Origin of the sequence: Thalassospira sp. NFXS8 (genome assembly GCF_040148805.1) — a bacterium.
In the GTDB taxonomy this organism is placed as follows: Bacteria; Pseudomonadota; Alphaproteobacteria; order Rhodospirillales; family Thalassospiraceae; genus Thalassospira.
Genome location: NZ_JAGEMF010000004.1, coordinates 309077 through 321390, shown reverse-complemented (window position 1 = coordinate 321390; position 12314 = coordinate 309077). Strand labels below are relative to the sequence as shown.

Here is a 12314-nt window from a genome sequence, read left to right as displayed (position 1 = left end):
GCAACCGTCAGGTGCCCGTTTTTGCATCTGTCTTTATGGCGGTCCAGTCCCTTGTAAAAACGGGGTTTGCTCCATTACAGGTAATTTGCCGGTACCGCGCCGGAGATACCCCCACCATATTGCCAAACCGCGTGGTTAAATGCGCCTGGCTGGAGAACCCGCACGCCTGGGCAATTTCAGAAACCGGCAAATCACCATCCCCCAGCATGGCGCGCGCCTGTAAAATGCGCTGACGCAATACAAACTGGTGCGGGGCTTCGCCAAGCGACGTCCGAAACATGCGTGAAAAGTGAAAAACCGACAAACCGGCAATACTTGCCAAATCATCCAGTGTTATCGCCTGTTCCAGATTGGCGGCAATATAATCAATTACCCGGCGACGCACCGCACCGGACAACCCGCCACGGACGCCAGTCACGTTGGGCCGCTGCACGGTATGATGCGCCAGAAGATGCCCGAGCAACCAGTGCCCGGCAGACGACATCACCAGCCGATCTGCCGGGGCATGCCAATCCAGCGGCATCACAATTTCCCGCACCATGTGTTCAACAACCGGGTCAAGGCAAAAGATTTTTTCTGCCAGTTCGATCCGGTCAGGGTCAACATCAAGAACCTCGATGACCGCCCGGTTCCAGGCTGCCACAGGAATATATAAATGAAACAGTTCAACCTGGCCCCGCACCATCCAGTCCGACGAAATATGCGCCGGCATGATGCACACCCGGCCCGGCCCGCCGCCTGAAACCGGCGTATTGCCTTGCTGGCGTAAAATGCCTGTCCCGCCATTCAAATACAGGCTTAAGGTATGGTGAACCGGGTTATCATAACGGCTTTGCGCGTACGAATCCCGGCGCCAGCGGGCAGCCGAAATTTCATCGCCAAAATCGCCCGCCGATACCAGATCGGCATCACGTTTTAGTTCATTGTAAACCGTATATTGCTGGTAACGCGGTATCGTCATTTAATGCGGGCAGCCCTGATTACAGCGGGAATATCGAACACGGTTATAATATTGGCATTGCCACCCCCGGTTTGACCAGCCTTCCCTGCACATCACATCATTTTTGCGCAAGATTATGAAAAACACCGCAATAACGTGAAAGCCCGCCGCCACCATCACGGTTATAATTTGGGCCATAATTGATTTTGCGAAAGTTGCCATCATGACCGCCGCCCTGTTCGCCATTGTTACCCTGTGCTGGGGATTTACCTGGTATGCCATCAAATTACAGATCGGCGCCATTCCGATTGAAATATCGATATTTTATCGTTTTGCGCTCGCGGCCCTTGTGCTTGCCGTTGGCATGGCCATTACCGGACGGATAAGGCCGGTTCCCTGGCGCGCCCATCCGTGGATTTTTCTATTGGGCTGCGGGCTTTTTGCCATCAATTTTATTTTGATGTACACTGCCTCCTCATACATCGCCAGTGGTATCATCGCGGTATTGTTCACCACATCAACCATATTTAATGCACTCGGCAACTGGGTGTTTTACGGCCAACGTCCCGGCTGGCGCTTTGTGGGCGGGGCCATTTTGGGATTGGGTGGCATTGTTTGCCTGTTCGCCAATCAGCTGGCAACATTATCGCACAATGCGGCCGCCATTACCGGTATGGCCTGCGCCCTTGGCGGCACAGCGGTTTTTGCATCGGGCAATATGGTATCGGTTAAACTCCATAAAATGGGCGTTCCCACTCGCGATGCCGTTGTACGCGGCATGGCTTATGGTGCGGGCCTATTGCTGGTGTTTTCCCTGCTTCGCGGTGAAACCATGGTTTTACCAACCGATCCGTATTATATCGCCGGGCTGCTTTACCTTGCCATTCCCGGGTCCATCATTGCGTTCCTGGCCTACCTGGCGCTGGTAAACCGGGTGGGTGCGGGCAAAGCTGCCTATGTTACGGTCCTGTTTCCGGTCGTGGCCCTTACGGTTTCAACATTTCTCGAAGGGTATGTCTGGACACTAACCGGGGCGGCGGGGCTGGCCCTGATCCTGTTGGGCAATATTACCATTTTTGCCCGTTTTCCATCCCGTAACCGCAAGGCAGTCGCGCCCCGCATTGCCCAATAATAATGCCAAGGCCAAACACTGCCCCTGGCAGTTGTTATATGCATTAACATTAGCATTATTATTAGGGTTCGCGTCCGAAGCTGGCGAGCGGACCTGGCTTTTAAAAACTATCCTTCCGGCATCCCTGCACCCCGCCAATCTGGCGCTTGCACCTGCCGGAAGGAACATGAAAATGCACGAGCTCACCGTCTCCATTGCTAAAAACCGTGATGGTCAAACATCCAGATCGCCAAAACAATTCGCACAATCGAATGGCGACACCTCCCAAAACCAGCCTAAAAACGATGACTCGTTCCTCAATGCCCTGAACCGTTTTTTTGACCGGCTGGTATTGATCGTTCTCCGTACGAAACGGGGCCCCGGTATCACCGATCTGAACAAATATCAGCTTGCCGATATCGGGTTGCAACCAACCGAGGATTACCAGTCATATATCCGCAAATCACAACTTCGCCTGATGAATTAAAAGCCATTCTACGGTCTACGGTGGCTTACACGCCACACACCCAACAACGAACTCGCCCCACCATCCTTAAAAAATGACCATGTCCGAATGTGGCCAGCCAAGACACACCGTCTGGCATATGCTCCGCCCCGATTAAACCATTACTCACGGGCGGAACCCTCATGACCAACACACCATTGTCTGCGTCAACGCATACGGGCACCGCCCGTTCACCGGCAAATTCACCACCACAAGCATCGCTGCAACACAAGCCTTTGGCAGCACCAAAAATGGACGGTATCAGCTGGGTTCTTTTGCTGGTGTTATCGCTGTTATGGGGCGGGTCATTTTTCTTTACCGAAATAGCCTTGCAAGATTTACCCCCTTTCACACTGGTATTGGCACGGGTCGCCCTGGCATCGGTTATTTTGTGGCTGGTCATTATCATACGGCACATTCGTTTGCCGCAATCGCGCGCCATATGGGGCAGCTTTCTTATTATGGGGTTATTAAATAACCTGCTGCCCTTTTCCCTGATCGTCTGGAGCCAGACTTATATCGCAGGCGGCCTTGCGGCCATTCTAAATGCGACAACACCGCTTTTCACCCTGCTGATCGCCCATATTGCCACCGACAACGAAAAACTGACCCGTCGCAAGGTGGTTGGCGTTATTACCGGGTTTATCGGGGTTTTGATTGTTACCGGTATTCCTTCATTTACCGCGCTGGCACCGGAAACACATACAACAACCGAAAACAGCCTGTCACTAACAGCGATTGCCCCGTTTGCCGTATTGATCGCAGCAATTTCATATGGTTGTGCCAGTGTTTTTGGCCGCCGGTTTAAAAACACGCCCCCCATTGTTACGGCCGCAGGCCAAACGACAGCAAGCAGCCTGATGCTGTTACCCCTTGTCGTCCTGATCGATGCACCCTGGACATTACCCTTTCCCACCTTGCCCACCTGGCTTGCGGTAGCAGGTATTGCCAGCATCAGCACAGCACTGGCCTATATTCTGTATTTCAAACTTCTGGCGCGCGCGGGTGCCAGCAATCTTGTCCTGGTCACCTTTCTTATTCCGATCAGTGCTATTTTTCTGGGATTTTTCTTTTTGAACGAAGCACTTGCCCGAGATGACATTGTCGGAATGCTGACAATTGGGCTGGGCCTGGCAATCATCGACGGGCGCCCATTAGCATGGCTGCGCAAAACAGCATTTTAGTTAAAACCGGGCAAGACCGCCCAGGTCCCACATCAACACCACAAGGATAATAAAACGCATTTTACATACCCTGTAGTTATGCATCAATGCCCTGCGGCTTTCGCATGGCCCGATTGGTTGACACATGCACCCCCGTTTATGGTATTTTGATATTATATACAAAATACCGATTCAGCCGCGAAACGCAATTCACCGGGCCTGGATCTTCATTATCCAGACGGAGACATTTGTGACTGAATGCCAAAAATGCGATGTATTGCCCCTGCCCTTACCGCAGCAAGGCAGGCTTTATGTATGGCCGCCTGTAAATCATACCGCCGCCAAAATCGTTGCACAAATGCGCAAAACCGGCCATCAGGCCGAAGCAAACCCGGCAATGTCCATCATCTATGCCGATTTTAACGCCCGGAGCCTGCCAATCATGATGCAGGCCCTGGACGGCGTTTTACTGCCTGAAGAAGCCGATGACACCAAAGCCCTGATCATGGAAAACACCGACGAACCCGGTGTCAACGATATTGCACGCGTAACCTCCGTTGCCGCCATTCATGCCCGGATCGGCGCACGCTGGCTTACCGGCGTTCTGGGTGAAAACCGTTTGCGGTCTGTTTTTCAGCCAATTTTTGCCATTCATGATTTTAAAAAACCACACGCCCACGAATGCCTGATCCGCGCCGTTGATGATCAGGGTGCGATAATTTCGCCCGACAGATTATTCGGGGCCGCAAAAAGCGCCGATTTGCTGTTTCAACTGGACCGGGCAGCACGTGCGGCCAATGTCCGCAATGCCTTTGCCGCCGGTATTGATAACGTCTTTATCAATTTCACGCCGTCGTCAATTTACGATCCCAATTCGTGCCTGCGCTCGACCATTCAGGTTATCAATGAATGCGGGTTTGACCGCAGCAAGGTGGTATTTGAAGTCATTGAAACCGACAAGGTTTCAAGCGTTGATCATTTGCGGGCCATTTTAAAATCCTATCGCGATTCAGGTTTTCGCGTGGCGCTCGACGATGTTGGCTCGGGCTATTCGACCCTGAATATGCTGTCGCAATTACGGCCAGACATTATCAAAATCGACCGTGAACTAATTGATCGGGTGGACGAGGATATTTACAAACAGGCCATCGTTAGCAAACTGATCGACCTTGCCAAACAAATCGGCATCGAAGTGGTTGCCGAAGGCATTGAACGCCAACAGGAGCTCGATTTTCTGGTTGATCGCGGGGTGGATTACGTTCAGGGCTTTTTATTGGGCCGTCCAGCGGCAACCCGGTTTGAAGCGGCAGCATAGCATAAAGGCCAACCCTGTTATTGGACGCAGGGCAATCCAGTCACCATGGCATAAAACGCAAAAGGCTTTTCATTTTGAAAGGCATTTTTGTTTTAGAACAAATCAATTGCACACCATTTGGCCTATAAACGCATCATCGGGCAATTTGCGCGCAAGCGGCAGTTTTATTCCCCAAAACATGTCGCAACCGTTATAAATCGCCCACCCTGAAATATGATTTGCCTTTCAACCGGCCCCATACCGGCCGCACCGCACGAGGACCCGATGAGCGACGTAAAAGACAGCAATGGCACGGAATTAAACGACGGTGATTCCGTTACCCTGATCAAGGATCTAAAGGTAAAGGGCACCTCGACTACGCTGAAACGTGGCACCGTGATGAAAAATGTACGACTGACCAACAAGGACAGCGAAGTGGAATGCCGCAATGGCAAAACCACCATTGTTCTGAAAACCGAGTTCCTGAAAAAAGCCTGACCACAGGCCCTTCATCATAAAAAGGACGACCAGCAACCATTTATAATATTGCCAGTCGTCCTTTTTCTATACCGCTTGCTACCAGCACATTATTTGGCCCGCATTTGACGGGCAATTTCGCGGCGCGCAACAGCCGCAGGCAACCGCAAGGCAACATCAAGTTGTGCCCGTGTTAGCCCGGTAACATCCCCCAGAATAATATCATCAAGGCGTTCAATCTGGCGGATCATCATTCGGTCATCCCGGCGCGCCTGGTACGTCGCATAAAAGCGGCGCAACCACGCCACAACGCCAAAGGAATGCGGGGTGTTCGTATCGCTGGAAAAGGGCGTGCGCTGCTGGTTAATCGTCTGGCTCATCATTTAAACCTCCTGTGTTCCAACCACCATGCCCCGTCGCTATTGATTAAACAAACAAGAAGATTTAACATTATCTGTGAGAAAACCTCAAAAGGATAAGCTGATGTCTTCCCTGGCCCGGTCTTTGCCGCACACAATGCCCAGCCTTGATCTTGATCTGGCGCGCACCTTTGTTGCCATATGTGAAACCGGCAATTTTTCTCGTGCCGCACAGCAGGTGCATCGCAGTGCATCGGCAATCAGTCTTCAGGTTAAAAAACTGGAAGAAATGGTTGGTTGCGACCTGTTTTATCGGGAAACCCGCAAGGTAAGCCTGACCAGCGATGGTGAAATGATGTTGGGCTATGCACGCCGGTTGCTGCGCCTGAATGACGAAGCCTTTTCCAAATTTTTACGCCCGCAATTTCAAGGGCGCGTCCGGCTGGGTGCCCCAAATGACAACGGCATTGTTGCCATGCCCGAAATTCTGCATCGTTTTGCGATAAGCCACCCGCATGTTGAAGTGGATGTACATTTGGGGCCAACCCTGAATTTGCGCAAACGTATTGCCGCAGGCGAACTTGACATCGCCATTTTCAGTTTCGATGCCGAACTTGACCAGCAGCCCCCCATCCATGTTGAACCACTGGTATGGCTGGGTGCGCGTAATGGCACCGCATTAGCAAAAAGCCCTTTGCCAATGGCAATGGCCGAACCGGGATGTTACTGGCGGGCCATGGCCCTTAAAGCGTTGGACGATGCAGGGTTAAATTACCGTATTGCCTATACCAGCGAATTTTGCCAGGCGCAAATTGCGGCGGTACGGGCCGATCTTGCCATTGCCCCGCTGCCCATAAGCGTTATTTCCAATGATCTGGTTCATCTTGGTTCCAGCCACGGCCTGCCCGATCTGGGGGAATACCGCATGACACTGGCCAAACGCGAAGGTGCTGGCGACATCGAGGAAGCCCTTGCCGAACATGTGGTTGCAGGCTTCAGGATTATTGCTGAACGCGGTATGCGTCTTTTTGCCTGAATGCCAACAAAACCGGGTCGGGGCCTATCCCCGCCCCGGCCCGGCCCGGTTTTACCGCAATATCGCAGATCAGCCCAATTTAACCGGCAAAATAATCGGTGTTGCGCATATCATCCAAAAGATGCGGCCCGGTTGGTTGCCAGCCCAGATTGGCCTTTGTCTTTTGCGCCGTTGCGAGAATGCCGATCGCGGCAAAATGGCTAAACCAAGTGAAATAATCTGCCACGTCATCGCCCGTCAGGCTTTTAACCGGCAAATCAAGGCCCGCAGCAATGGTTGTTGCAATGTCCTTAAACGCAATCCCTTCTTCGCCTACTGCATGATAAACCGGCAAGGCGTCAGTCACTTCTATTGCCCGGCAATAGGCGCGCGCCGCATCAAAACGATGTACTGCCGGCCACGTATTTTGCCCGTCACCAATATAGGCAGCCATCCCTTTTTGCCGGGCAAGATCAATTAAAACAGGCACAAAACCATGATCGCCCGCACCGTGAACCGACGGTGGCAACCGCATAAGCGATGCGTTAACCCCGCGTTCGCGCAATGCAAGCGTTGCTTGCTCCGATGCTATACGCGGAATTTTACCATTAGCCGGGCTGTCTTCGGTTGCAATATCATCACCTGCCAAAAGACCAATTGCCGATGTCACCACCAGTGGCCGGGATGACCCCGCCAAAACATCGCCCATCGCGGCAATGGCGTGCCAGTCATTTTCGCAATTTTCAGCAAATTTGGAAAAATCATGGTTAAAGGCCGTATGGATCACAGCGTCACATGCCTCAACCCCGCTGCGCAGGCTATCATGGTCTGTCACATCCCCGCGATGCACCCTGGCACCTGTTTTCGCCAATGCCACTGCCGACGCATCGGATCGCACCAGGCCAAGCACCTCATGGCCCGATGCCATTAATTCCTGCACAACGGCAGCCCCGACAAACCCCGTAGCCCCGGTTACAAATACCCGCATTGTTATCTCCTGCTTACCAAGAATTCCTCTTTTTCAGGGATTTTATTTCCCCGGCACAGGCAGAATAGGCGATGACGAATAGACGATCTATGTGTTAGGATCCATAATATCTTCGCATTCGTCCAAAAGAGAAATCATGGATCCGCTATCAGACGTTCTGGGGCTTTTAAAACCGCGCAGCTATATGTCCGCCGGGGTCGATATTGCCGGGCCATGGGCGATACAGTTTTCGCGCATTGGCAAAGGCATTAAAACCGGCGCTATTGTGTCGGGCGAATGCTGGCTGTCGGTTGAGGGGGTCGATAACCCGGTTCATTTGCAAACCGGGGACTGCTTTTTGCTACCGCATGGCAACCCGTTTTTCATGGGCAGCGACATGGACGTACCCCCGGTTGCCGCTGCCGATGTGTTCGCGACTAATACCGGGTATGGGCATATTCGCACCGTTAATGGCGGTGGCGAATGCCTGGTGGTCAGCAGCCGCTTTATGCTGGATGGCAGCCAGGCCGACCTGTTGCTGTCTCTATTGCCGCCTCTTGTGCATATCCACGACCACGGCGAAACCGTTGCCCTGCGTCATTCGGTTGAACGGATGATGGAAGAAATGCGCAAGAACGAACCGGGCAGCACGCTGGTTTTACAAAATCTGGCGCATACGATGCTGATTCAGGCCCTGCGCCAGCACTTGGATAAAACCCCCGATGGCACCGGTTGGTTTTTCGCGCTTGCCGACAAACAAATCGGGGCTGCCATTGGCGCCATCCATAACGCCCCGGCCCATCCCTGGACGGTAGAGGCGCTGGCAAGCCATACCGGCATGTCCCGCTCGGCCTTTGCTGCCAAATTCAAGGAACGCGTTGGCAAAAGCCCGATGGCCTATCTTACCCGATGGCGAATGCTTTTAGCGGGCGAACGGCTCGGCACGTCGCGCGATCCGGTGTCGGTGATTGCCCTGGCGTTAGGGTATGAATCAGAAAGTGCGTTTAGCACGGCGTTCAAACGCGAAATGGGCTGTTCGCCGCGCCAGTATAGCCAATTGCAAGGAAATACTGCCGCCTGATCCCGAACTTTGCATACAACGCACGGGGTGCCAAAATATTAGGCTGCTTTCTCTTTTGAATATGGCCCGTAAACACTTTCAATCACGGCATCCGTCCAGCCAATACGCCGCATACAATCGAGCACATCTTGCGATATCGCAACTTTCTTCTCAGTCCCTTTGGCGGCCTCATATTGTGCCATAAATTTCGCCGGTATCTGCACGCTGCTGCCCTTGGCAACAATGTCTTCCAGTTCCTTGCGCTCGGCCCCGTTCAGGCTTTCCCACAACACACAGCGCGCCGGTGTCCATGCCGTCGGGCTAAAAGTCGGATTGTCATCACTCATGCGGGCACCTCACATCAAATCGTAACAGCGCAGTGATAGGCAGCATGACACGCAAAGTCCAGATGATTAAAACATCATTCTCTTTGCATATCAGCACGAATACGTGTTGAAAGAATCAAATAGTTCCGCTTCACGTTCATGCAAATACAGCACAGTATTATCTGGCATTTTCCCCTCCCTCAAGGATCACACGTGATACAAGCTGATAGCCCCCTGCACGTTAACCGCCGCCCCACCCATCCGGGAAAGATATTGCGCGAACATTATCGTGCGCCGCGCAGTATTACTCAAATTGCATTGGCAAAAGATCTTGGCATCAGCACCAAACATCTAAGTCAGATCGTGAATGGTCACGCCCGGATGGACAGTACACTTGCTGCAAAAATCGCCAAGGTTCTGGAAACGACCACTCAATTCCGGGTAAATCTGCAAGCCAAAATTGACACGTGGGACGCCGAACAGGAAACAGCAAACTGGCAACCTGCCAACGTGTATCCGGCAAAATGCGCTGCTGCCTAAGAGAAAATCGCTGCTATTCCGACTACGTTGCAACACATCAGCATGAGTTCTATTTTGTTGATGCGAAAGCAAGATTATCCGCCCTCACGGTGGACAAAGAAAAAGCCCCGCAAAGCAATCTTTGCAGGGCTTTTTAATTGGTAGCGGAGGAGGGACTTGAACCCCCGACACGCGGATTATGATTCCGCTGCTCTAACCAGCTGAGCTACTCCGCCATATGGCTTTGTCTTTCGCAGTTCCGTATCGTGCGGAACGGGGCGGTTTTTACGTCAGGGAACCGCCCCCGTCAAGCGCCTTTTTGACGTTTTTATCAAAAAAGATTCCGCCAAAATCACAAGTGGCACAAAGCCTTGATAATACGGCCTGTAGTATCGGCATTTTCGCCCTGCCCGGCCAATATAAGCACAGGCAGATGCGAAACCGGCCACAGGCCGTTTTAAACGATGGTCAGGCCGCGCTAATTGTATCGCGAGCCGGTGTGACCTGCGCCGTGCCAGCAACAGCCTGATGCTCCTGCGCGCTGATCCAGCCACCACCTAAAACGCGGTCGCCCTGATAAATCACGCCAGCCTGCCCCGGTGCGATGCCAAATTGCGGTGCGTGCAAGTCAATCCGCGCCTGCCCCGGTGCATCGGCAACAGGATAAAGCGTCGCTGTGGCCGGAGCCATGGCAGAACGCAGCTTGACTTCAACCTCGATCCCGGCGGGGTCAATGGCTGACGCGCCCAGCCAGTTCAGGTCTTTGACGTAAATGCTGTGCTTTGCCAGCGCCGATTTGGGGCCGACAATGACCTGGCGGGTTTCAGGCACCAGTTTCACCACATAAAGCGGTTCTGCCGTACCCCCAATATTAAGGCCGCGCCGCTGCCCGACCGTATAATGGATCAGCCCGCGATGATCGCCCATCACGTTACCATCCACATCCACAATCTGGCCGGGTTCACCCGCTTCGGGGCGCAGCTTTTCCACCAGACGGGCATATTTGCCATCGGGGACAAAGCAAATGTCCTGACTGTCGGGTTTATCGGCCACTTCAAGGCCAAACCGGGCCGCAAGGGCGCGGGTTTCAGCCTTGGACGTTAAATGCCCCAAGGGGAAACGCAGAAAATCGAGCTGTTCCTGGGTGGTGGTAAACAGGAAATAGCTTTGATCGCGGTTGGCGTCGGCCGCACGGTGCAATTCCGCCTGGCCGTTGGCGGCCAGTTTACGCTGCACATAATGGCCGGTTGCCATGCAGTCCGCCCCCAGATCATGGGCCGTTTCCAGCAAATCGCGGAATTTGACGGTCTGGTTACACTTCACACAGGGAATCGGCGTTTCACCGCGCAAATAACTATCGGCAAAATCGTCGATGACTTCTTCGCGAAAACGGCTTTCGTAATCCAGCACGTAATAGGGAATGTCGATATCCTCGGCCACTTTGCGGGCGTCGTAAATATCGCGCCCCGCGCAGCAGGATTTTGCCCGTGACGGCGCATTCGCCCCCATATCATAAAGCTGCAACGTGATCCCGACCACATCGTAACCTTCTGATTTTAAAAGCGCGGCTGCCGCCGAACTATCCACCCCGCCCGACATGGCAACAACCACGCGGGTATCTTCGGGGGCTTTGTCTATTCCAAGACTGTTCATCGTCAAATTCCCTTGGCCCACCATCGGTCAAGGCGATGGCGACCAGATTGTGTCGATCTCTGATCCGGTATTTTAACGGGGCGTTTTTCGCACCGTCGCTATTTATGTGTGCCCTATATGGGCCCAGTCACCTATTTTGCCAGATCAAGGCCCATTTGCCAAAAATCGGCTTCAAGGCGGCTTGCCATGGTAAAGGTACGGGTTAAATCATCCAGCCGGCCGGCGGCCCCGCGCTGGGTTGCCAGCATGTCAAGCAGGGTGATTTCAGCCCTGGCGACATTCTGGAAATCATCCGACGCGTACATTTCAATCCACGCCCGGTAGGGATTACCCTCCAGCCTTGTATCAGAACTTGCCATCAAGCGGTTTGCGATTTCGGCATATCCCACCATACAGGGCATCACAGCCACATGCAGGTCGATAATATCGCCCTGGTTGCCCTTTTCCAGCACATAGCGGGTATAGCCGATTGTGGCACGGGCTTCGGGCTGGCTAACGATATCGCTTTCCGTTAAATCCCAGCTGTTGCAAAAATCCAGATGCAGGCTCATTTCCATGTCCAGAATTGCCGATACAGTTTGGGAATACTGGCGCATCGCGGTTAAATCGCCCGCCTTGTAAACCGCCAGGGCATAGGCGCGGGCAAACTGGATAAGAAACAGGTAATCCTGAATCAGATAATGGCGAAAGCATTCTTCGGGTAATGTGCCATCGCCCAGCTTACGAACAAACTCATGATCCACATACCTGTTCCAGACATCAGGGGCATTGGCCCGCAATTGCCCAAACAGGCTATCGGCTGGAATAATGTCGGTAAAATCACTGGTGCTGGTCATTAAAATGGCTCCGCTGCATACGCGCGATACATAAAAACAGATCAGACCAGCCCGCGTTGGCGGGACTGGTCCTTGATCTGGCGATATAT

The 12314-nt window shown here is 53.0% G+C and carries 14 protein-coding genes and 1 tRNA gene; 8 read left to right on the top strand and 7 right to left on the bottom strand.

All coding sequences use genetic code 11. The features are described from left to right. Positions 1–7 precede the first annotated feature (7 nt). The gene (locus J4E05_RS20360) at positions 8–961 is read right to left on the bottom strand and encodes an AraC family transcriptional regulator (RefSeq protein WP_085593414.1); all 954 of its coding nucleotides are present in this window, start codon (positions 959–961) and stop codon (positions 8–10) included. 202 nt (positions 962–1163) lie between these two features. On the opposite strand from J4E05_RS20360, the gene J4E05_RS20355 reads away from it, so the two are divergent. From J4E05_RS20355 to J4E05_RS20335, 5 genes are all read left to right on the top strand, one after another. Beyond that, positions 1164–2072, top strand: coding sequence for a DMT family transporter (locus tag J4E05_RS20355; RefSeq protein WP_349599480.1), 909 nt, complete (start codon positions 1164–1166; stop codon positions 2070–2072). Then, the gene (locus J4E05_RS20350; protein WP_349599478.1) at positions 2062–2538 is read left to right on the top strand and encodes a hypothetical protein; all 477 of its coding nucleotides are present in this window, start codon (positions 2062–2064) and stop codon (positions 2536–2538) included. Before J4E05_RS20355 ends, J4E05_RS20350 begins: the two co-directional genes overlap by 11 nt. A 161-nt stretch (positions 2539–2699) precedes the next feature. Then, complete coding sequence (locus J4E05_RS20345; RefSeq protein ID WP_349599475.1) at positions 2700–3740, top strand: DMT family transporter; 1041 nt, start codon at positions 2700–2702, stop codon at positions 3738–3740. Between the two features lie 229 nt (positions 3741–3969). After that, the gene (locus J4E05_RS20340) at positions 3970–5034 is read left to right on the top strand and encodes an EAL domain-containing protein (RefSeq protein WP_349599472.1); all 1065 of its coding nucleotides are present in this window, start codon (positions 3970–3972) and stop codon (positions 5032–5034) included. Between the two features lie 264 nt (positions 5035–5298). Continuing rightward, a complete protein-coding gene (locus J4E05_RS20335; RefSeq protein WP_085593535.1) occupies positions 5299–5511 on the top strand; it encodes an alkylphosphonate utilization protein in 213 nt (70 codons plus the stop codon). Positions 5512–5600: 89 nt separating this feature from the next. On the opposite strand, the gene J4E05_RS20330 is transcribed toward J4E05_RS20335, so the two are convergent. Further along, entirely contained in the window at positions 5601–5873 is a 273-nt protein-coding gene (locus J4E05_RS20330) for a hypothetical protein (RefSeq protein WP_349599468.1), read from the bottom strand. Between the two features lie 100 nt (positions 5874–5973). On the opposite strand from J4E05_RS20330, the gene J4E05_RS20325 reads away from it, so the two are divergent. After that, complete coding sequence (locus J4E05_RS20325) at positions 5974–6885, top strand: LysR family transcriptional regulator (RefSeq protein ID WP_349599465.1); 912 nt, start codon at positions 5974–5976, stop codon at positions 6883–6885. 79 nt (positions 6886–6964) lie between these two features. On the opposite strand, the gene J4E05_RS20320 is transcribed toward J4E05_RS20325, so the two are convergent. After that, on the bottom strand, positions 6965–7852 hold the full coding sequence (locus J4E05_RS20320) for an SDR family oxidoreductase (RefSeq protein ID WP_349599462.1): 888 nt from the start codon (positions 7850–7852) through the stop codon (positions 6965–6967). A gap of 136 nt (positions 7853–7988) precedes the next feature. Between J4E05_RS20320 and J4E05_RS20315 the strand changes: the two genes are divergently transcribed. Then, on the top strand, positions 7989–8912 hold the full coding sequence (locus tag J4E05_RS20315) for an AraC family transcriptional regulator (protein WP_349599459.1): 924 nt from the start codon (positions 7989–7991) through the stop codon (positions 8910–8912). 38 nt (positions 8913–8950) lie between these two features. On the opposite strand, the gene J4E05_RS20310 is transcribed toward J4E05_RS20315, so the two are convergent. Beyond that, a complete protein-coding gene (locus J4E05_RS20310) occupies positions 8951–9238 on the bottom strand; it encodes a hypothetical protein (protein ID WP_085593432.1) in 288 nt (95 codons plus the stop codon). Between the two features lie 192 nt (positions 9239–9430). Here J4E05_RS20310 and J4E05_RS20305 point away from each other — a divergent pair, with 192 nt between their 5' ends. After that, a complete protein-coding gene (locus tag J4E05_RS20305; RefSeq protein ID WP_349599455.1) occupies positions 9431–9757 on the top strand; it encodes a HigA family addiction module antitoxin in 327 nt (108 codons plus the stop codon). 138 nt (positions 9758–9895) lie between these two features. On the opposite strand, the gene J4E05_RS20300 is transcribed toward J4E05_RS20305, so the two are convergent. The 3 genes from J4E05_RS20300 to tenA all read right to left on the bottom strand — a co-directional run bounded on the left by J4E05_RS20300 (position 9896) and on the right by tenA (position 12225). Further along, positions 9896–9972: transfer RNA gene (locus tag J4E05_RS20300), tRNA-Met, on the bottom strand. 232 nt (positions 9973–10204) lie between these two features. Then, positions 10205–11389: a tRNA 2-thiouridine(34) synthase MnmA gene (gene mnmA, locus J4E05_RS20295; RefSeq protein WP_085595498.1), complete on the bottom strand. Its 1185-nt coding sequence runs from the start codon at positions 11387–11389 to the stop codon at positions 10205–10207. Between the two features lie 131 nt (positions 11390–11520). Then, positions 11521–12225, bottom strand: a complete 705-nt coding sequence (gene tenA, locus J4E05_RS20290) for a thiaminase II (RefSeq protein WP_349599451.1) — start codon at positions 12223–12225, stop codon at positions 11521–11523. Positions 12226–12314: the final 89 nt, after the last annotated feature.

Bases quoted from the DNA above. Each gene is read 5' to 3' on its own strand.
- J4E05_RS20360 (WP_085593414.1), bottom strand. From the start codon at position 961: ATGACGATACCGCGTTACCAGCAATATACGGTTTACAATGAACTAAAA.
- J4E05_RS20355 (WP_349599480.1), top strand. From the start codon at position 1,164: ATGACCGCCGCCCTGTTCGCCATTGTTACCCTGTGCTGGGGATTTACC.
- J4E05_RS20345 (WP_349599475.1), top strand. From the start codon at position 2,700: ATGACCAACACACCATTGTCTGCGTCAACGCATACGGGCACCGCCCGT.
- J4E05_RS20335 (WP_085593535.1), top strand. From the start codon at position 5,299: ATGAGCGACGTAAAAGACAGCAATGGCACGGAATTAAACGACGGTGAT.
- J4E05_RS20330 (WP_349599468.1), bottom strand. From the start codon at position 5,873: ATGATGAGCCAGACGATTAACCAGCAGCGCACGCCCTTTTCCAGCGAT.
- J4E05_RS20325 (WP_349599465.1), top strand. From the start codon at position 5,974: ATGTCTTCCCTGGCCCGGTCTTTGCCGCACACAATGCCCAGCCTTGAT.
- J4E05_RS20320 (WP_349599462.1), bottom strand. From the start codon at position 7,852: ATGCGGGTATTTGTAACCGGGGCTACGGGGTTTGTCGGGGCTGCCGTT.
- J4E05_RS20315 (WP_349599459.1), top strand. From the start codon at position 7,989: ATGGATCCGCTATCAGACGTTCTGGGGCTTTTAAAACCGCGCAGCTAT.
- J4E05_RS20310 (WP_085593432.1), bottom strand. From the start codon at position 9,238: ATGAGTGATGACAATCCGACTTTTAGCCCGACGGCATGGACACCGGCG.
- mnmA (WP_085595498.1), bottom strand. From the start codon at position 11,389: ATGAACAGTCTTGGAATAGACAAAGCCCCCGAAGATACCCGCGTGGTT.
- tenA (WP_349599451.1), bottom strand. From the start codon at position 12,225: ATGACCAGCACCAGTGATTTTACCGACATTATTCCAGCCGATAGCCTG.